Genomic DNA, 20,051 nt, shown 5'->3' with positions numbered 1-20,051 from the left:
AGAGATGCGCGTCCAAAAACCGGTCGCGGCCGAGAGCTTTGATGGCAAGTCTTGCCGCACTGCCAGGTGGGCGAGGCTTGCACGGCCGCTGCTAGTGGCAATACATAGATAGATGGACAGCGCGGTGGATTCCCCAGGCTCCGGACATTGCGGCAAGCGTGGGATACCTTTGTTTGTCAGGGGCGGCGGTGGCACTCAAGCGTGCCGAACAATAAGAATGATTGAGGGAGCGACAGGTGGCGAAACCGGCAAAGACAACAACCGCGGCGAAAGCAAAGGCCGAGGCAATATCGAAAGCGGTCAAGCCAAAAGCGGCCGCCGCCAAGCCGAAGACTACCGCGAAGGCAAGTGCGAAGCCGGCGACGAAGATCACGGCTGGAAAGACTGCCAAGCCGGCAGCCGGCAAGGCGGCGCCTGCCGCAAAGTACCCCACCGTCAAGCCGGCGGCGAAGGCAGTGCCAGCGCCCAAACAGGCGGCAGCTTCAGCCAGAAGATTGCCGAAGGCGATCACCTCGCTGACCGCCGGCCTGCCTGAAAAACCGTGGCTCCAGAGTTACCCAAAGATCGTGCCGGCCGAGATCGGCGCCCTGCCCTCCAGCTCGATCGGTGACTTTCTCGTCGCCGCCTGCAAGCAGTTTGCGAACCGGCCGGCCTTCGTCTGCATGGGCAAATCGATCACCTATGCCGATCTCGAGCGACAGTCGGCTGCGTTTGGCGCCTATCTGCAATCAAAGGGGTTGCAGAAGGGTGCACGTGTCGCGCTGATGATGCCGAACGTGCTGCAATATCCGGTGGCGATGATGGCGGTGCTTCGCGCCGGCTATGTCGTGGTGAACATCAATCCGCTCTACACGCCGCGCGAGCTTGAGCACCAGCTCAAGGATTCCGGCGCTCAAGCCATTGTCATCCTCGAAAATTTCGCCTGCACCTTGCAGGCGGTGATCGCCAGGACCGCGGTCAAGCATGTCGTGGTCGCCACGATGGGCGACATGCTCGGCGGGCTCAAGGGAACGATCGTCAACTTCGTCGTGCGCCGCGTCAAGAAGATGGTGCCGGCATGGTCGCTGCCCGGCCATGTCAAATTCAACGCCGCATTGAAGGCCGGCGCCGGCGTGACCTTCAAATCCGCCGAGGTCGTGGCCGGCGACATCGCCTTCCTGCAATATACGGGCGGTACGACCGGCATCTCCAAGGGCGCGATGCTTTTGCACAGCAATGTCTTGGCGAACGTCGCGCAGAACGCGCTCTGGGTCGAAGACGCCTACACGGTCAAGCCGAAACCGGCGCATATGAACTTCCTCTGCGCGCTGCCCCTCTATCATATCTTTGCGCTCACAGTGAACGCGATGATGGGAATGCAGCAGGGCGCGCAGAACGTGCTCATCCCCAATCCGCGCGACATTCCCGGCTTCGTCAAGGAGCTGCAGAAATACCCGATCCACATCTTTCCTGGCCTCAACACGCTGTTCAATGCGCTGCTCAATAATGAGGATTTTCGCAGGCTCGACTTCAAGCCGCTGATCCTGACGCTGGGTGGCGGCATGGCAGTGCAGAAGGGCATCGCAGAGCGCTGGAAGGCGCTGACCGGCTGCCCGATCAGCGAGGCCTACGGACTCTCCGAAACCTCGCCGGGGGCGACCGCCAACAAATTCAGCGACGGAGTCTACACCGGCACGATCGGGCTGCCGCTGCCCTCGACCGAGATCGCCATCCGCGACGACGATGGCAACAATTTGCCGCTCGGCGAGGTCGGCGAAATCTGCATCCGCGGACCGCAGGTGATGGCCGGCTACTGGAACCGGCCGGACGAGACCGCCAAGGTGATGACCGAGGACGGCTTCTTCAAATCGGGCGACATGGGCTTCATGGACGAGCGCGGCTACACCAAGATCGTCGACCGCAAGAAGGACATGATCCTGGTTTCCGGCTTCAACGTCTACCCGAACGAACTCGAGGAGGTGGTGGCGCAGCATCCGGGCGTACTCGAGGTGGCGGCGATCGGCGTGCCGGACGAGCATTCGGGTGAAGTGCCAAAGCTGTTCGTCGTCAAAAAGGACCCGGCACTGACCGCCGAGATGCTGACGGCTTATTGCCGCGAGAACCTGACCGGCTACAAGCGCCCCAGATATATCGAGTTCCGCACCGAACTGCCGAAGACACCGGTCGGCAAGATCCTGCGACGAGCGTTGCGGGGCTAGGCGCAGCTTGAGCGATTGCATCGTCGGCTCTAACGCCGTGGATATAGGTTCGCGGCCAGACCCGGCAGAGTTCATCCGGGCGCACATGCGGATCGCCCCCGTGCCCGCGCTTCCCGAAATCCGGCTTTACACCGCCCATCCGGGAAGCGGCCTCAGGCGGCTTCTCGAATGGAACCAACATGGGACCGAAGAAGACGAACCTGAACCGGAGCCACCGTACTGGGCCTATGTCTGGGCCGGCGGCGCGGTGCTTGCCCGCTACATAATCGACCGGCCGGAGACCGTGGCCGGGCGTCGCGTGCTCGACCTCGGCGCCGGCTCGGGCCTCGTCGGCATCGCTGCGGCGAAAGCCGGAGCCAGCGCGGTCGTCGCGGCCGAGATCGATCGTAATGGTGTGGTTGCGCTCAGCCTCAATGCGACTGCGAACGGCGTCGCTATCATGATCGTTGGCGACGACATCACCGGCGGTCCGCCGCCGCCGGTGGACATCGTGGTGGTCGGCGACCTGTTTTACGCCCGCGATCTTGCCGGCCGGGTCGTTCCCTTCCTCGACCGCTGCCTTGCTGCCGGCATCGCCGTGCTGATCGGCGATCCGGGCCGCGCCTATCTGCCGCGCTCGCGGCTTCGCCTGCTGGCCGAATACGAGGTGCCGGATGTCGGCGAGGGCAGGAATGCGGCGATGAAACCGAGCGGCGTGTTCTCGTTCGGACCAGATAACTACGAGTCTAGACCGTCTCGCTGACCCGGGCCGCAAGAAAATCGGGCAGATCAGCCACCGAATCCAGGATGACGTCGGCGATCTGTGACAGCGATTCACGTGTGCCGGTGCCGGACAGCACGCCGATCGCCAGGCCGCAGCCGCCGGCGCGCGCCATCTCCAGATCGTGACGATTGTCGCCGACCATTGCGATCGTCGCCGGCCTGAGCCCTGTCAGATCCGAAAAGGCAAGGATCGTATCCGGCGCCGGTTTTGGATTGGCCACCGCGTCGTAACCATAGGCGGCTTCGAAAAGCTGCGCGACGCCCAGCGTGACCAAGGTCTTTTCCGCGCCGCTGGTCGAGTCGTTGGTGGCGACGCCAAGCCGGTAGGATTTTCTGTGAAGCAGCCCAAGCGTCTCGACCACACCCGGCAGCGCCACGGCCATCGCCGATCCTTGCGCCGAGGTGATGGCATTGAAGCGGGCGACGGCAAGCATCTGGTCCTCGTCGGACAGCCGCGGAAACCACAGTTCGACGACGTCCATGTTGGTCCCGGAGGCAAAGATAGAATCCGGCTTGAAGCGCCTGGTGGCGAAGTCGAAGCCCGCCGCCGCAAGCAGCCTGTCTGCCTTCCAGCGATCGCCTTCGGCCGCATCCATCGCCATGAAGTCGGCGATGCCCAGCCATGTCGCGTTGAAATCCACGAGCGTGCCGTCCTTGTCGAACAATATTCCCTTGATGTCCGCCAAGCTTTTCACTCCGGGCCGCGCAAGCGGTGAATGTATTCCACCAGTCCGGCAGTCGAGGCATCCCGCTTTGCGGCATTCTCCTTGCCTTCAACGACGGGCAGCAGCCCGGTCGCCAGTTCCTTGCCGAGCTCGACGCCCCACTGGTCGAAGGAGTTGATGTTGAACAGCGTGCCTTCGACGAAGACGCGATGTTCGTAAAGCGCAATCAGCCGTCCGAATGTATGTGGGTCGAGCTTCCTGTAGAGGATCGTCACTGAGGGGCGGTCGCCGGAGAAGACGCGGTGCGGAGCAATCCTGTCGACATCGGCGGGCTTCATGCCTTTCGCCAGCATCTGCGCGCGGGCTTCCTCCAGCGTGCGGCCCTTCATGAAGGCTTCCGACTGCGCCAGGCAATTGGCAAGCAGAAGGTCGTGGTGATGCTTCAGTTCCGGCTCGTGGCCGACGGCAGCGGCGAGGAATTCGACCGGAATGAAATCGGTGCCCTGATGCAGAAGCTGGAAGAAGGCGTGCTGGCCGTTGGTGCCGGGCTCGCCCCAGACCAGCGGGCCGGTCGGCGTCGTTACAGCGCCGCCATCCAGGGTGACGCTCTTGCCGTTCGATTCCATGTCGAGCTGCTGCAGATAGGCCGGCAGCCTGGACAGACGCTGATCGTAGGGGATGACGGCGCGAGCCGGATATTTGCAGATCACGCGATGCCACCAGCCGATCAGCCCCATCAGCGCCGGCAGGTTCTTCGCCAGCGGCGCGGTGCGGAAATGCTCGTCCATCTCATGGGCGCCGTCGAGAAAGGCGCGAAAATCCTTCGGGCCAATGGCGATCATCACCGGCAGGCCGATCGCACCCCAGACGGAATAGCGGCCGCCGACCCAGTCCCAGAAGCCGAAGACGCGGTCGGCTGCGATGCCGAATTTGGCGACCAGGTCGAGCGCCGTCGAGACGGCGGCGAAATGCTTGCCGACCGCTTCCTTGCCGAGCGCCTTCTCGACCCATCTGCGTGCCGTCTCGGCATTGGTCATCGTCTCAACCGTGGTGAAGGTCTTGGAGGCGATGATGAACAGGGTGGTTTCGGCGGAAAGACCCTTCAACGTGTCGTGGATATGGGCACCGTCGATATTGGACACGTAATGCGCGCGCGGCCCGTCATGATAGGGCGCCAGCGCCAAGGTCGCCATGGCCGGGCCGAGATCGGAGCCGCCGATGCCGATGTTGACGATGTCGGTGATCTTCTTGCCGGTCGCGCCGGCCGCCTTACCGGAACGCACCGCGTCGGCGAAGGCGCCCATCGCGTCGAGTACGCCGAGGACTTCCGCCTTCACGTCCTGGCCCTCGTCGAGCAGGATGCCTTTGCCGGTAAGGTTACGCAGCGCGGTATGCAGCACGGCGCGGCCTTCGGTGACGTTGATCTTCTTGCCAGCAAACATCGCGTCGCGCCGGCCTTCGAGGTCGGCGGCCTCAGCTAGGTTCTCCAGCAACTCCATCGTCCGCGCATCGACCGCGCATTTCGACCAGTCGAGCAGCAGGTCGCCGTCGCTGGCGGAGAATTTCTCGAAGCGCTGCGGATCGGCAGCGAAAGCCTCGCGCATCGAGCCCGATTTGGCCGCACGATGATCGCGCAACAAGTCGAGCTGCTTTTGAAAGGACGATTGATCCACTGCTTCGCTCCGGTCTCTTGAGATGCATCTTATCAGGCCGGATGTTTCCGGCGCGTGTCGTCGCGGCAAACTATCGGGTCGAATTCCATCCGTTTCAATGCGCAGCGATGCCGCAGAGCAGCGTGGGCCGGCGCAAAGGATCACTGGCATAAATCCCAGCGATCAGAAAAATTGATTGGCGCAAGACCTTGTGCCACCGGTACATTCGACTGGTCCAGCCAAGTGAAAAAAGCTGGCCATCGAGGAACATCTCCCATGCCACAGAGAAACGACACGGCCATATGGTCCGGCCTGTTCCGGATTTCGGCGGAATCCGGTCAGACCCTGCAGGCGCAGATCCGTCAGGCGATCGTCGCCGCCATCCTCGACCGGCAGATCGCGGCTTCCATGCCGCTTCCGTCCTGCCGGATTCTCGCCGAAAAACTCGGCGTAGCGCGTGGCACCGTGGTGCTGGCCTTCCAGCAGCTGGTCGACCAGGGCTTCCTGGTGGCGCGCGAGCGCCGCGGCCACTTCGTCAATCCCGAAGTGCTGGCGACGCCGGCCAAACCGCACCAGAAGGCGCCCGACCAAGCCAACGAGATCGACTGGAAGGCCCGCCGGCAGATCGCGGCGAGCGACATGCCACCGCCGGCCAAGCACGACAACTGGATCAAATCGTCCTACCCCTTCGTCTATGGCCAGTTCGACCCGGCGCTGTTCCCGACCGCCGAATGGCGCGAGTGCAACCGCATGGCGCTGGCGGTGCTCGAAATCCGCAACTGGGCGTCCGACATGGTCGACCGCGACGATCCCCTCCTGATCGAGCAGATCCAGGCACGGCTGTTGCCGCGGCGCGGCATCTTCGCCAATCCGGACGAGATCATCGTGACGCTGGGCGCGCAGAACGCGCTTTACATGCTGGCGACGCTGTTGATGACCAAGGGCTCGAAGGTGGCGATGGAGGACCCGGGCTATCCCGATGCACGTTCGATCTTCCGGCTGGCCGGCGCCGACATCCAGCCGGTTCCGGTCGACCACTCCGGCATCGTAACCTCGGCCATTCCCAATGATTCCGGCTTCGTCTTCGTCACGCCCAGCCACCATTGCCCGACCATGGTGCCGCTGTCGGCAGAGCGGCGGCAGGATCTTTTGGCGCGCGCCAACCGCTACAACCAGATCATCATCGAGGACGGATATGACAGCCAGCTCCTGGACGAGGCGCCGCAGCAGGCGCTGAAGAGCCTCGATCGGTCCGGCCGCGTCGTCTATGTCGGCTCGATGTCGAAGACGCTGGCTCCCGGCCTCAGGCTCGGCTACATCGTCGCCTCGGCCGGGCTGATCTCCGAGCTTCGGGCGCTGCGCCGCTTCATGCTGCGCCACCCGCCGGCAAACAACCAGCGCGCCGTCGCATTGTTCCTGTCGCTCGGCCATCACGAGGCGCTGGTGCGGCGGCTGTCGAGCGCCTTCGACGAGAGGCGCAAGCGTCTGGTCCATGCGATTTCCGCCTTCCTGCCGGAGTGGCGCTCGACCGATTCGGCCGGCGGCACGTCGCTCTGGCTCGAGGGACCGCGCGGCACCGATTCGCGCGGGCTGGCGGAGGCCGCGGCCTCGCGCAGCGTCATCATCGAGCCTGGCGACCGCTTCTTCGACCGCACCGAAAAGCCATCGCGTTTCATGCGCTTGGGCATTTCCTCGATCGCGTTGCAGCACATCGAACCCGGCATCCGCGAACTGGCGACGGCAGCTGGACGCAGGCCGGCAGCGGCCTGATCTCCCTTCCCCGACCGGAGCCTGGCGCATGTAGTGCGGCTCCGGTTCTTTAGCTCCTTGGCATATGCGACGGGACCGGCTGGCACATAGGCTGTGCCAATGCCGGCGGCATAGTCGCTGTATAAAGGGGACGAAGCAGGCCGATGGTGGACCAACCGCCGCGCCCGCTCCGCAGCTAAAGTTGGAGTGCCTTCATGCCAATGGCCCATGAGAAGCAGGACGTGTCCGCAGACCAGCGTTCGCGGCGGTCCGGCGGGCGCGAGGCGCGCCGCGCCATGCGGGCGGCACCGCTCGCCGACGACGTCAAGCCGGTGCGCGCCGGCCTCGAAGGCGGAAGCTACAGCCCGCTCAGCGGCAATGATTGCGAACGTATCCACGAGGCCGTGCTTACCCTTTTGGAGACGGTCGGTTTCGCCAACGCCATCCCCTCTTGCATTGAGGTACTGACCAAGGCCGGCGCAACGCTTGGCGAGGACGGCCGCCTGCGCTTTCCTCGCGGTCTGGTGGTCGAAACGATCAAGAAAGCGGCGCGGCATTTCACCCTGCACGGCCAGGATCCGAAGCACGACATGGTGATCCAGGGCAAGCGTGTGCATTACGGCACGGCTGGTGCTGCGGTGCATCTTGTCGATGTCGAAAAGCGTGAGTATCGCGAGTCGCTGCTGCAGGACATTTACGATGCGGCGCGTCTGGTCGAGGGGCTCGACAACATCCATTTCTTCCAGCGGCCGATGGTGCCACGCGACATCCCCGACCCGCTCGATATGGATTTCAACACGCTCTACGCCTGTGTCATGGGCACGTCGAAGCATGTCGGCACCTCGTTTACCGTGCGTGAGAACGTCAAGCCGGCGCTCGACATGCTCTATGCCATCGCCGGCGGCGAAGAGAATTTTCGCGCGCGGCCTTTCGTCTCCAATTCGAACTGTTTCGTCGTGCCGCCGATGAAGTTTGCCGAGGACGCCTGCGGCGTGCTCGAAGCCTGTGTCGAGGGCGGCATTCCGATCCTGCTGCTGTCGGCAGGCCAGGCAGGTGCGACGGCACCGGCGGCGATTGCCGGTGCCGTGGTGCAGGCGGTCGCCGAAGTGCTGGTCGGCCTAATCTATGTCAACGCCATCAAGCCGGGCCACCCGGCAATCTTCGGCACCTGGCCGTTCGTCTCGGACCTCCGGACCGGCGCCATGTCGGGCGGTTCGGCCGAGCAGGCGGTGCTGACCGCGGCCTGCGCGCAGATGGCACAATTTTACGACCTGCCGGGCGGTTCGGCCGCCGGCATGACGGATTCGAAACTGCCTGACATTCAGTCAGGCTACGAAAAGGGCATAACCGACGTGATGGCCGGTCTTGCCGGCCTCAACCTGGTTTACGAATCGGCCGGCATGCACGCCTCGCTGCTCGGCTTTTGCCTTGAGAGCCTGATCATCGACAACGACATGCTCGGCCACTGCCTGCGCTGCGTGCGCGGCATCGAGGTGACGGACGAGTCGCTGTCCATCGACACCATCGCCGATGTCTGCCTGAAGGGCCCGGGCCATTATCTCGGCAACGAGCAGACGCTGCGGCTGATGCAGACCGAATATTTCTATCCGGCCGTCGGCGACCGCTTTTCGCCGAAGGAATGGAATGAGAAAGGCAGGCCCGACATCTTGCAGCGGGCGATCATCGAGAAGAAACGCGTGCTTGCCGAACGCTTCCCGCGCCATGTGCCGAAGCCCGTCGACGACAAATTGCGCGCCCGTTTCGGCGATATGATCAAGCTGCCGCGCGGCAGAATGGGCGGCTGAGCGTTAGCCGCTCGCCGCCAGCAACAAGACGCCGGCCAGCACCGATCCGGCAAGCGTCGGCAGCATGCCGATTTTCAGCTTCAGAATGGCGATCATCGAGGCACAGGAAAGCAGCGCCGCGCGCCAGTCTATCGATGAAAGCACCGGCACGTCCATTCCAAGCCCGACATTGCGCACTTCGCCGAAGATGACGTGCAAGCCGAACCATAGAGCGAGATTCATGATGACGCCGACGACGGCGGCGGTGATTGCGCCGAGCGCCGCCGACAGCGCCTTGTTGCCGCGCAGCGCTTCGATGTAAGGCGCGCCAAGGAATATCCACAGGAAACATGGGGTAAACGTCGCCCACAGCGTGAACAGCCCGCCAAACAACCCGGCAAGCAGCGGCGCCAGCGAGCCCGACTGGCGGAAGGCGGCGACGAAGCCGACGAACTGCAAGACCAGGATGAGCGGGCCCGGCGTGGTTTCGGCAAGTCCGAGGCCGTCGACCATTTCACCGGGTGCCAGCCAGCCGAAGTACTCGACCGCTGCCTGCGCCACATAGGCAAGGGCCGCGTAGGCGCCGCCGAAGGTAACGACCGCCATGACACTGAAGAAGCCACCGATTTGCGTCCAGACGCTGGCCGAGCCGGTGACAGCCCAGACCAGCAGAACAGGCCCGAGCCAGATCGGCAGCCAGATCGCCAAGATGCGCGGCGCGTGCCATCGCGTCGGCCTGACGTGGGTCAGTTCACCGCGCTCGAACATCAGATCGACCGCGCCCTTGATCTCGGGAACATCGCCCTTGCCATGCGAAGCGCCGGAAAAAAATGCCGGCGCACTACGGTTGCCGATCCAGCCTGCCAGGCCGGCAAGCAGGACGATCAGCGGAAACGGCACGTTCAACGCGTAGATGGCGATGAAGGCGGCGAGTGCGATCGACACCATGACGGGGTTTTTCAGCGCGCGTCTGCCGATCCGGATCACCGCCTCGATGACAATGGCGAGCACGGTCGCCTTGACCCCGAAAAACAGCGCCGCGACGAGTGGTACATCGCCATAGAGCGCATAGAGGCTGCTCAGGACGAGCATGACAAGCGCGCCCGGCACGACGAAGAGAATGCCGGCAACAAGGCCGCCGACCGTTTTGTGCAGCAACCAGCCGATATAGATGGCAAGTTGCTGGGCCTCGGGGCCAGGCAGCAGCATGCAGTAGTTCAACGCATGCAGGAAACGCTGTTCGCCGATCCAGCGCCGTTCCTCGACCAATTCCTTGTGCATGAGTGCGATCTGCCCGGCCGGGCCGCCAAAGCTGAGCACGCCGATTTTCGCCCAGACTTTCACGGCCTGCCGGAAGCTCGGCACAACCGGCTCTTGGATCTCCGGCGGCTTTTTCGAAAGGACGGCGCTCACGAAGGTTTGCCCGCGCCGAGATTGCCCGTACCGGCGGCCGGCCAGTTATGCGTCTCCTCGGTCGCATCGCGGCACCAGCGGAAGAACGCATCGTAGAGCAGCATGCCGGCCTCGAGCTGTTCCAGGTCGTCGCGAAACATCCGCGACAGGCCAAGCGAGGCGGCCAGGAACCCGGCCGCCTGTGGGACAAGATCGAGGCTCGCAGTATCGGCGGCGCGTATGATCGTGGCGAGACGATCGAGCGCTTCGGATTTTAGTCCGAACTCCTCGATCATGGTGTCGAAGGTGCAGCGTTCGCCGCGGTGGCTCCAGAACACGTTCTCGATGTCGAAAGGCACGGCCTGAAAGCGATCGGCGACCGCCGCCACTTCGGCCGGCTCGACGAAGAGAAAGACCGCGTGAGGATCGATGAAGCGCCGAATCAGCCAGGGGCAGGCGATGCGGTCGACCTTCGGGCGCGTACGCGTCACCCAAACGGTGCGGCCCTTGGCATCGGCGGGCGGTATCTTGCCGGTGTGAACCAAAAGCCCCTTGGCATCGCGCCATGCCTCAAACCCGCCTTCGAGCGATTCGGCGGCAATGCCCTCGTGCCGCAGCCATGCGGCCACGCCTTGCGAGAGCTTTTTTCCCTGTTGGCAGACCACCGTCACTTGCTGGCCAGTGAATTCGCCAGCCCAGGTGGCGATAGTCTTGAAGTCACACCGGATTGAGCCCGGCAACAGGCGCGGATCGGCGTTGTAGTCATCATTGATGCGGACATCGATGATTGCGGGCGCACCCGGCAGCCCAATCAGACGAGACAGTTGCGATACAGTGATAGCGGTTGTTGACGGCATGGCGTCCACCTCCTTGAAAGAGAAGCTTGGACGCGAACGTTGGGCTGACGCCTCACGGGGTCGTCGCGATGCACCCCTTACGATGATCGTGGATTTGTCACGCCCGCTTGTCAAGCATTCCCGTTCTCGCGGGAGCAATCGCTTTTGACAAATGACCGCGTCCAACTCTGTGGCGGGCATTTCTCCCCGTTAGCGGGCTGTTAACGGGGAGAAATGAGGTGACCGTAACGCTGGCGACCTGACGGCTCGTGCGACGGACCCTGGTCAGTGATTGTCCCTCGGCACGCCGCTTGTATGAGCCACATCCTGGTACTTCACCGCCGGCTTCAGCACCATGCCTTCGGAAAACTGGTCGACCATGCCGCGCTGGATTTCCTGCCACGGCGTCTGGTGCTTCGGATAATGATAGCCGCCATTGTTCTGCAGCTCGGCGCGGCGCCGCGTGATCTCGTCGTCGCTGACGAGGATGTCGGCGGTACCCTTGCGCAGGTCGATGCGGACGCGATCGCCGGTCTTCAGCAGCGCCAAGCCGCCGCCGATGGCGGCTTCCGGCGAGGCGTTGAGGATCGACGGCGAGCCCGACGTGCCTGACTGACGCCCGTCGCCGATACAGGCCAGCGCGTGGATGCCCTTTTTGATCAGATAGGCAGGCGGCTGCATGTTGACGACTTCGGCGCCGCCGGGATAGCCGATCGGGCCGGCGCCGCGCATGAACAGGATGGTGTGCTCGTCGATGCCCTGTGCCGGGTCGTCGATACGGGCGTGATAATCCTCGGGGCCGTCGAAGACCATGGCGTTGCCCTCGAACGCTTCCGGGTCCTTCGGGTTCGACAGATAGCGTTCGCGGAATTCAGGCGAGATGCCGCTGGTCTTCATGATCGCCGAATCGAACAGATTGCCCTTGAGGTTGATGAAGCCGGCATTGGCTTTCAGCGGCTCGGCAACCGTGCGGATGACGTCGAGGTTCTCGTTCACGGCGCCGCCGCAATTGTCGCCGATGGTCTTGCCGTTAGCGGTCATGGCTTCCGGATAGGGCAGCATGCCGCCCTTCATCAGTTCGGCGATCACAGCCGGCACGCCGCCGGCATGGTGATAGTCCTCGCCGAGATATTCGCCGGTCGGCTGCAGATTGACGATGAGCGGAATGTTGAGGCCAACCTTCTGCCAATCGTTGTTGTCGAGCGGCACGCCGAGGTGGCGGGCGATGGCGTTGAGGTGGATCGGCGCATTGGTCGACCCGCCGATCGCCGAATTGACGACGATGGCGTTCTCGAAGGCCTTGCGGGTCATGATGTCGGAGGGCTTCAGATCCTCATGCACCATGTCGACGATGCGCTTTCCAGTCTCATAGGCGATCTGGCCGCGTTCGCGATAGGGGGCGGGGATTGCGGCCGAGCCCGGCAATTGCATGCCGAGCGCCTCGGCCAGCGAATTCATCGTGGTAGCGGTGCCCATCGTGTTGCAATAGCCGGTCGACGGCGCCGAGGAGGCGACGATGTCCATGAACTCGTCATAGCCGATCTCGCCGGCCGACAGGCGCTGGCGCGATTCCCAGACGATGGTGCCGGAGCCGGTGCGCTTGCCCTTGTGCCAGCCGTTGAGCATCGGGCCGACCGAAAGCGCGATAGCCGGAATGTTGACGGTAGCCGCGGCCATCAGCATGGCCGGCGTCGTCTTGTCGCAGCCGATGGTGAGCACCACGCCGTCGAGCGGATAGCCGTAGAGCACCTCGACCAGGCTGAGATAGGCAAGGTTGCGGTCGAGCGCAGCTGTCGGCCGCTTGCCGGTTTCCTGGATCGGGTGGCAAGGAAACTCGAAAGGAATGCCGCCCATCGAGACGATGCCCTCGCGCACGCGCTTGGCCAGTTCGATGTGATGGCGGTTGCAGGGCGACAGGTCCGAGCCGGTCTGGGCGATGCCGATCAGCGGCTTGCCGGACATCAGTTCGGCCCGCGTCAGCCCGTAATTCAGGTAGCGCTCCAGATAAAGTGCTGTCATGCCCGGATTGTCGGGATTGTCGAACCACTCTTGCGAGCGAAATTTTTTCTTGCTGGTGGGGGCGCCTGCCATCGTGGTCTCCGTATTTGTATGACAAATCGATATGACAACGCGCGGGAGCAGGCAAGGGGCACGCGCCATCCGAATCCGCACTTTGGTGCGATAGACACACATCTGCCTCCGCGCTAGACGGGATCGTGGTTTGTCAGTCCGCTATCCCGGAAAAGTTGGAGCGTGTCGCCGCGGACCCCGCCCGGTCCTTCGGGCCACCCTCCGCTCAAAGGGGAGGGATATCCGCATCACTCGAACACGATGCTCGGCACTGCAGCCTCGGCCGCGCCGCGCTCTTCATTGACGCGGTGCCAGACCTTGGCGGCGATGTCGCGATAGATTTTCGCCTCGGCGCTATCGGGCTTGGAGACCACCACCGGCGTGCCGGCATCGGAGCTTTCGCGGATGCCCATCTCGAGCGGCACTTCGCCAAGGAAGGTGACGCCGAGGCGCTCTGCCTCACGGCGCGCGCCGCCATGGCCGAAGATGTCGTAGCGTTTCCCCGTATCGGGGGCGAGAAAATAGCTCATGTTTTCGACGATGCCCAAAAGCGGCACGTCGACCTTTCTGAACATGTTGAGGCCTTTGCGCGCATCGATCAGGGCCAGGTCCTGTGGCGTCGAGACGATGACGGCGCCGGCCAGCGGCACCTGTTGGGCCATGGTCAGCTGGGCGTCGCCGGTGCCGGGCGGCATGTCGACGACGAGCACGTCGAGCGGTCCCCATTCGACCTCGCGCAGCATTTGCGTCAATGCCGACATCACCATCGGCCCGCGCCAGATCATCGGCGTCTCCTCATCGACGAGGAAGCCCATCGACATGACCTTGAGGCCATAGTTCTGCATCGGCTTCAGGATCTTGCCGTCGACGGTCTGCGGCCGGCCATGAATGTTGAGCAGACGTGGCATGGACGGGCCATAAATATCGGCATCGAGCACGCCGACCCGCAACCCGTTGGCGGCCAGGCCAAGGGCGATATTGACGGCGGTGGTCGACTTGCCGACGCCGCCCTTGCCGGAAGCAACAGCGATGATGGCGTCGATGCCTGGTACGCCGCGCTTGCCATGGCTGTGCGAGGCGGGCGCCTGCGGCGCGGGACGAGCAGGTGCGGCCGGCGGAGCGGGCCTCTGAGCCGGTCTTTGCGGAACCGGCGCCTCCATGCCGCCGCCCTTCTTTTCCGCCGTCAGCGCGACCACGGCGCCGGCGACACCGGGGATCGCCTTGACGACACGCTCGGCGGCCGCACGCAGCGGCTCCATCTCCTGGGCACGGGCGGCGGGAACGGTGATCGAGAAGAACACCTTGGCATCGGCAATGAAAATCTCGGAAACCATGCCGAGGTCGACGATATTGCCGGTGAAATCCGGCCCGTTGACCGTCTTCAGGCGTTCGATGACGATTTCCTTGGTGACGGACATCAGATCTTCCTTATGCAAGCTCGCGCCTGAGATAGTGCAGTTTCCGGAGAGAACCAAGTCGTGGAGCAACAGCCGGCCTGGTGTGCCCCGGAAAACGGACCGACGCTGTCAGATTTGCCTGATCGACGGTCGCCAACCATCCGCTACGACCTATCCGAAGGAGCAGCATGAGCACGACATCAAGGGAAGGAGACGATCATGCTCGCAAACAGCAACGCAACGGCCAATCTCGCAGTGAAGGACTTGGCCAAGGCCAGGGCTTTCTACGAAGGGACGCTCGGCCTGAAAGAGGTGCACAATGAAGGTGGCGAACTGATCGTCTATAAAAGCGGCGATACCAGCATCAACGTGTACCGTTCGAATTTCGCTGGGACCAACAAGGCGACGGCTGTGACCTGGACGGTCGGCGACGAGCTCGGCAAAATCGTTGAGGCGTTGAAATCGAAGGGCGTGGCCTTCGAGCATTACGACATGCCCGGCCTGACGCTGGAGGGTGACGTTCATGTCGGTCAGGGCATGAAGGTCGCATGGTTCAAGGATCCGGACGGCAACATCCTGAACCTTGTGGACAGGTAGATACGGCGTTCACGCACCGCCGCCGCGCAGTGCTGCGGTGCTCTCACCTTGCCAGGCCGACCGCGAGGTAGGTGAGGGCCGCAATCACCGCGGTTGCCGGCAGGGTGATAATCCAGGCAACCACGATGTTGCCGGCAATGCCCCAGCGAACGGCTGAGACGCGGCGTGCGGCGCCGACGCCAATGATGGCGCCGGTGATCGTGTGTGTGGTCGATACCGGAATACCGAGCCAGGTGGCGGCGAACAGGGTGATCGCACCGCCGGTCTCGGCGCAGAAACCCTGCATCGGGTTCAGCCGGGTGATCTTCGATCCCATTGTGTGGACGATGCGCCAGCCGCCGAGCAACGTGCCCAGCGCCAGCGCCGACTGACAGGTGATGACGACCCACAGCGGCACGTAAAAATTCGCGCCGAGCATGCCTTGCGAATAAAGCAGCACGGCGATGATGCCCATGGTCTTCTGCGCGTCGTTGCCGCCATGGCCGAGCGAATAGAGCGAGGCGGAAAAGAACTGCATGACGCGGAAGGTGCTGTCGACGGCGAACGGCGTCTGCCGCACGAACAGCCAGGAGACCGCGAGGATCAAGACGAGCGCCAGCAGAAAGCCTGCCGCCGGCGACAGCACGATGGCCGCCGTCGTCTTGCCCAATCCGGCCCAGACGATGGCGCCGGTGCCGGCCTTGGCAACGCCGGCGCCGACCAAACCGCCGATCAGCGCGTGCGAGCTGCTGGACGGGATACCGACGAGCCAGGTGACGATATTCCAGACGATGGCGCCGACAAGTGCTGCGAAGATCACTGCCGGCGTGACGATGCTGGCGTCGATGATGCCGGTTCCCAGCGTCTCCGCCACGTGAAGACCGAAGAACATGAAGGCGATGAAATTGAAGAAAGCCGCCCAGAACACCGCATAATGCGGCCTCAGCACGCGGGTGGAGACGATTGTCGCGATGGAGTTGGCGGCATCGTGCAGGCCGTTGAGGAAATCGAAGAACAGTGCGACGGCGACAAGGCCGACCAGCACCGGAAAGGCTATCGCGGCTTCCACTATACGTTCTCGATGACGATGCCGCTGATTTCGTTGGCGACGTCCTCGAAGCGGTCGACCACCTTTTCCAGCTGGCCGTAGATCTCGCTGCCGATCAGATAGGCCATCGGATCGCTGCGGCCGTGCCGCTTGAACAGGTCCTTCAGGCCCTGTTCGTGCAGGTCGTCGGCCCGGCCTTCGGCGCGCATGACCTCCTCGGCGATGGCGTTGAGGCGCACCGTATGCGCCCCGACCTTGCCGAGCAGTGGGATCGCCTCGGCCACCAACTTGGCGGCCTCGACGATGACGGCCCCCATTTCCTGCATCAGCGGGTCGAATTCCTTCTTTTCGAACAACCTTACCGTCTTGACGGTCTTGTGCATCATGTCGATGGCATCATCCATCGACTGGATCAGGTCCTTGATGTCGCCGCGATCGAAGGGCGTGATGAAGGAGCGGCGCACGGCCAGCAGAACTTCCGCGGTGATCTGATCGGCTTCGTCCTCGAGATCGATGATCGTCTGACACCAGCGGTCGATGTCGTTGCCCTGCAAAAGCTGCTGCAGTGCCTCAGCGCCGCCGACCACAGTGCGGGAATGCCGCTCGAACAGGTCGAAGAAGCGATCTTCGCGCGGCAAAAGCTTGCGGAACCAGCCCAGCATGTTTCGGTCTCCCGTCGTGTCCAGTCCACGACCCCGTCCCATCCACATAGCGCCGCGTTCCATCGCGGGAAACAGTAAGCCGGCTGAAAGATGTGGATGCGGGCGATTTGCACAGGCGGCTTGCGGCCGAAGGCGATTTCCCCGACCTTGCGCGCTAAGATCGGACATAGCGTCCGTGACAGGCTCCCGACGGCATGATCGACAAGCTGGAATTCTTCATAGCACTCGCCAGGGAAGAACATTTCGGCCGCGCGGCGGAGGTGTGCGGCGTCACCCAACCGACGCTTTCGGCCGGCATCAAGCAGCTGGAGGGCCAGCTCGGCGTGATGCTGGTGCTGCGCGGCTCGCGCTTCCAGGGGCTGACGCCGGAAGGCAAGCAGGTGCTGGTGTGGGCGCGCCGCATCGTCGGCGACAGCAGGACCATGCGCGAGGAGATGCGGGCGGCACGCCACGGCCTGTCAGGACGCATCCGCATCGCCGCGATCCCTACGGCGCTGGCCATGGTGGCGCGATTGACCACGCCGTTTCGGGCAAAGCACCCCGGCGTCACCTTCTCGGTGCTGTCGCGGACCTCGATCGAGGTGCTGTCGCTGCTCGGCAATTTCGACATCGACGCCGGCATCACCTATCTCGACAACGAGCCGCTCGGACGCGTCACCAGCGTGCCGCTCTACGACGAGCGCTACCAGTTGATCACCGCTGTCGGGAACCCCTATTTCGACCGCGACAAAGTGACATGGGCGGAACTCTCCCAGCTGCCGCTCTGCCTGCTGACGCCGGACATGCAGAACCGCCGCATCATCGACCAGCATCTGGCCGAAGCCGGCGTGCAGGTGCGGCCGACACTGGAATCCAACTCGATGATCGTGCTGTTTTCACATATCCGCACCGGCAAATGGTCGTCGATCATGCCGCTTAACCTTGCGGAAACGTTCGGCTTTTCCGAGCCGATCCGGGCTATCCCGATCGTCGAGCCGGATGCCAGCCACACCGTCGGGCTGGTGGCGGCGCCGCGCGAACCGCACACGCCGCTGGTCTCGGCGCTGTTGGACGAGGCAATGGCGCTGGCGGACGATTTCCGCGCCCGCCGCTAGGCTAGATAACGCTGGTGATCGAGATCGATAGAAAATTTCTATCGAGCAACGGATCGGCTTTATTGATTTAGCGGGTTTCCTCTGATTTCCTAAGCACTTAGCGGAAGACCGCCACGACCAGGGAGGGCGCTGCATGACGATGCAGCCTGCAAGTACCGAGATCGCATCGCGCACGGCGGCGATCATCCACGAGCTGAAAGGCCTCGAAGGCCCGCTGTTGCCGATCCTGCACGGCATACAGGAAGAGTTCGGCTATGTGCCGCAGGACGCGCTGCCGGTGATTGCCGAGGCGCTGAACATCTCCAGGGCCGAGGTGCATGGCGTCGTCACCTTCTATCACGATTATCGCAGCCAGCCCGCCGGCCGCCATGTGCTGAAGCTCTGCCAGGCGGAAGCCTGCCAGTCGATGGGCTCGGATGCGATTGCCGCCAAGCTCAAATCAATGCTGGGCATCGGTTTCCACGAGACAACCCGCGACGGTTCGGTGACGCTGGAGCCGGTCTATTGCCTTGGCCTTTGCGCTTGCTCGCCATCGGCGATGCTGGACGGCGAGGTGGTCGGGCGGCTCGACGACGAAAAGCTCAATGAAATCGTTGCCGAGGTGCGCTCATGATCCCGCGTATCTATATTCCCGGCGATTCCGGCGCGCTGGCGCTGGGTGCGGAAAGGGTCGCCAAGGCGGTTCGGGCGGAGTTGGCCGAGCGCGGCATCGAGGCCAAGATCGTGCGCAACGGCTCGCGCGGCGCCTATTTCCTCGAGCCGATGGTCGAAGTGGCGACGGCCAATGGCCGCGTCGCCTATGGGCCGGTGAAGCCATCCGACGTCAAAAGCCTGTTCGACTGCGGCTTCCTCACCGGTGGCCATCACAAGCGCTGGCTGGGCGCACCGGACAAGATCCCGTTCCTGGCCAAACAGACGCGGCTGACCTTTGCACGTTGCGGCGTCACCGATCCGCTGTCGCTCGATCACTACAAGGCGCATGGCGGGCTGAACGGCCTGCAGAATGCGGTGGCGATGACACCGGCCGACATCGTCAAGCAGGTGACCGAGTCCGGGCTGCGCGGTCGTGGCGGCGCCGGCTTCCCGACCGGCATCAAATGGAAGACGGTCCTCGATACGTCGGCCGACCGCAAATACATCGTCTGCAATGCCGATGAAGGCGATTCCGGTACGTTCGCCGACCGCATGATCATGGAAGGCGACCCCTTCGTGCTGATCGAAGGCATGGCGATCGCCGGCATCGCCACCGGCGCGACCAAGGGCTTCATCTATATCCGCTCGGAATATCCGCATGCGGTGGCGGTGATGCAGAAGGCCGTCGAGATCGCCCGCAGGGCCGGCGTGCTCGGCGTCAATGTGCTCGGGTCACCCAATTCATTCGACATGGAAGTGCGCGTCGGCGCCGGCGCCTATGTCTGCGGCGAGGAGACCGCCCTGCTCGACAGCCTCGAAGGCAAGCGCGGACAGGTGCGGGCCAAGCCGCCGCTGCCGGCGCATAAGGGCCTGTTCGGCAAGCCGACGGTGATCAACAACGTCATTTCGCTGGCCTCGGTACCGGTGATCATGGACAAGGGTGCCGCCTTCTACAAGGATTTCGGCATGGGCCGTTCGCGCGGCACCATCCCGATCCAGATCGCCGGCAACGTCAAATATGCTGGTCTCTACGAGGCGGCGTTCGGCATGACTGTGGGCGAGATCGTCGACGATATCGGTGGCGGCACGGCAACGGGTCGCCCAGTCAAAGCGGTGCAGGTCGGTGGCCCACTCGGCGCCTATTTCCCGCGCGCCCTGTTCGACACGCCGTTCGACTACGAGGCGTTCGCGGCCAAGGACGGGCTGATCGGCCACGCCGGCATCGTCGTTTTCGACGACAGCGCCGACATGCTGAAGCAGGCGCGCTTCGCCATGGAATTCTGCGCCATCGAGAGCTGCGGCAAGTGCACGCCCTGCCGCATCGGCTCGACGCGCGGCGTCGAGGTGCTGGACCGGCTCGCTGAGAACATCGAACCGGAAAAGCAGATCGCGCTGGTCACCGACCTTTGCAACACGATGAAGTTCGGCTCGCTTTGCGCTCTCGGCGGCTTCACCCCATATCCGGTGATGAGTGCACTCAACCATTTCCCGGACGACTTTCGGCCGACGCCGGTCGCCGAAGCAGCGGAATAG

16 protein-coding genes are annotated in these 20,051 nt (G+C 63.5%); 8 read left to right on the top strand and 8 right to left on the bottom strand.

The window, feature by feature from the left end:
- Window positions 1–236: 236 nt before the first annotated feature.
- A complete protein-coding gene (locus NKJ09_RS19990; RefSeq protein WP_023717883.1) occupies window positions 237–2,198 on the top strand; it encodes a long-chain fatty acid--CoA ligase in 1,962 nt (653 codons plus the stop codon).
- Between the two features lie 85 nt (window positions 2,199–2,283).
- Window positions 2,284–2,940 (top strand): class I SAM-dependent methyltransferase, encoded by a 657-nt coding sequence (locus tag NKJ09_RS19985; RefSeq protein ID WP_084642516.1) that lies wholly within the window; start codon window positions 2,284–2,286, stop codon window positions 2,938–2,940.
- Here NKJ09_RS19985 and NKJ09_RS19980 read toward each other — a convergent pair.
- Both NKJ09_RS19980 and pgi read right to left on the bottom strand, forming a co-directional pair.
- Window positions 2,924–3,646, bottom strand: a complete 723-nt coding sequence (locus tag NKJ09_RS19980) for an HAD family hydrolase (protein WP_023717885.1) — start codon at window positions 3,644–3,646, stop codon at window positions 2,924–2,926. The two genes, NKJ09_RS19985 and NKJ09_RS19980, sit on opposite strands and share 17 nt — an antisense overlap.
- 5 nt (window positions 3,647–3,651) lie before the next feature.
- Window positions 3,652–5,298 carry a glucose-6-phosphate isomerase gene (gene pgi / locus NKJ09_RS19975; RefSeq protein WP_352763356.1) on the bottom strand — a complete coding sequence of 549 codons (1,647 nt, stop codon included), beginning with the start codon at window positions 5,296–5,298 and terminating at the stop codon, window positions 3,652–3,654.
- Between the two features lie 255 nt (window positions 5,299–5,553).
- Between pgi and pdxR the strand changes: the two genes are divergently transcribed.
- Window positions 5,554–7,047: a MocR-like pyridoxine biosynthesis transcription factor PdxR gene (pdxR, locus tag NKJ09_RS19970; protein ID WP_352467513.1), complete on the top strand. Its 1,494-nt coding sequence runs from the start codon at window positions 5,554–5,556 to the stop codon at window positions 7,045–7,047.
- Window positions 7,048–7,241: 194 nt separating this feature from the next.
- Complete coding sequence (locus NKJ09_RS19965) at window positions 7,242–8,831, top strand: trimethylamine methyltransferase family protein (protein WP_352483296.1); 1,590 nt, start codon at window positions 7,242–7,244, stop codon at window positions 8,829–8,831.
- Window positions 8,832–8,834: 3 nt separating this feature from the next.
- On the opposite strand, the gene chrA is transcribed toward NKJ09_RS19965, so the two are convergent.
- From chrA to NKJ09_RS19945, 4 genes are all read right to left on the bottom strand, one after another.
- Entirely contained in the window at window positions 8,835–10,223 is a 1,389-nt protein-coding gene (gene chrA, locus NKJ09_RS19960) for a chromate efflux transporter (protein WP_352493738.1), read from the bottom strand.
- Window positions 10,220–11,059: a chromate resistance protein ChrB domain-containing protein gene (locus tag NKJ09_RS19955; RefSeq protein ID WP_352493737.1), complete on the bottom strand. Its 840-nt coding sequence runs from the start codon at window positions 11,057–11,059 to the stop codon at window positions 10,220–10,222. The genes chrA and NKJ09_RS19955 overlap by 4 nt, the downstream gene beginning before the upstream one ends.
- 264 nt (window positions 11,060–11,323) lie before the next feature.
- On the bottom strand, window positions 11,324–13,129 hold the full coding sequence (locus tag NKJ09_RS19950; RefSeq protein WP_352493736.1) for an IlvD/Edd family dehydratase: 1,806 nt from the start codon (window positions 13,127–13,129) through the stop codon (window positions 11,324–11,326).
- 227 nt (window positions 13,130–13,356) lie between these two features.
- Entirely contained in the window at window positions 13,357–14,529 is a 1,173-nt protein-coding gene (locus NKJ09_RS19945) for an Mrp/NBP35 family ATP-binding protein (protein WP_352483316.1), read from the bottom strand.
- A gap of 195 nt (window positions 14,530–14,724) precedes the next feature.
- On the opposite strand from NKJ09_RS19945, the gene NKJ09_RS19940 reads away from it, so the two are divergent.
- Entirely contained in the window at window positions 14,725–15,102 is a 378-nt protein-coding gene (locus NKJ09_RS19940) for a VOC family protein (RefSeq protein WP_352493735.1), read from the top strand.
- A gap of 43 nt (window positions 15,103–15,145) precedes the next feature.
- Here the strand turns inward: NKJ09_RS19940 and NKJ09_RS19935 are convergent, their stop codons facing one another.
- Both NKJ09_RS19935 and NKJ09_RS19930 read right to left on the bottom strand, forming a co-directional pair.
- The gene (locus tag NKJ09_RS19935) at window positions 15,146–16,150 is read right to left on the bottom strand and encodes an inorganic phosphate transporter (RefSeq protein WP_352493734.1); all 1,005 of its coding nucleotides are present in this window, start codon (window positions 16,148–16,150) and stop codon (window positions 15,146–15,148) included.
- Window positions 16,150–16,791 carry a DUF47 domain-containing protein gene (locus tag NKJ09_RS19930; RefSeq protein WP_023717896.1) on the bottom strand — a complete coding sequence of 214 codons (642 nt, stop codon included), beginning with the start codon at window positions 16,789–16,791 and terminating at the stop codon, window positions 16,150–16,152. Before NKJ09_RS19930 ends, NKJ09_RS19935 begins: the two co-directional genes overlap by 1 nt.
- A gap of 194 nt (window positions 16,792–16,985) precedes the next feature.
- Between NKJ09_RS19930 and NKJ09_RS19925 the strand changes: the two genes are divergently transcribed.
- The 3 genes from NKJ09_RS19925 (at window position 16,986) to NKJ09_RS19915 (ending at window position 20,051) form a co-directional block, all read left to right on the top strand.
- A complete protein-coding gene (locus tag NKJ09_RS19925; protein WP_023717897.1) occupies window positions 16,986–17,885 on the top strand; it encodes a LysR family transcriptional regulator in 900 nt (299 codons plus the stop codon).
- 133 nt (window positions 17,886–18,018) lie between these two features.
- Complete coding sequence (locus tag NKJ09_RS19920) at window positions 18,019–18,498, top strand: formate dehydrogenase subunit gamma (RefSeq protein WP_352493733.1); 480 nt, start codon at window positions 18,019–18,021, stop codon at window positions 18,496–18,498.
- Entirely contained in the window at window positions 18,495–20,051 is a 1,557-nt protein-coding gene (locus tag NKJ09_RS19915; RefSeq protein WP_352493732.1) for a formate dehydrogenase beta subunit, read from the top strand. Before NKJ09_RS19920 ends, NKJ09_RS19915 begins: the two co-directional genes overlap by 4 nt.

The organism is Mesorhizobium sp. M0189, assembly GCF_040322135.1.
GTDB lineage: Bacteria > Pseudomonadota > Alphaproteobacteria > Rhizobiales > Rhizobiaceae > Mesorhizobium.
This window is presented reverse-complemented; position numbering and strand designations above follow the sequence as displayed.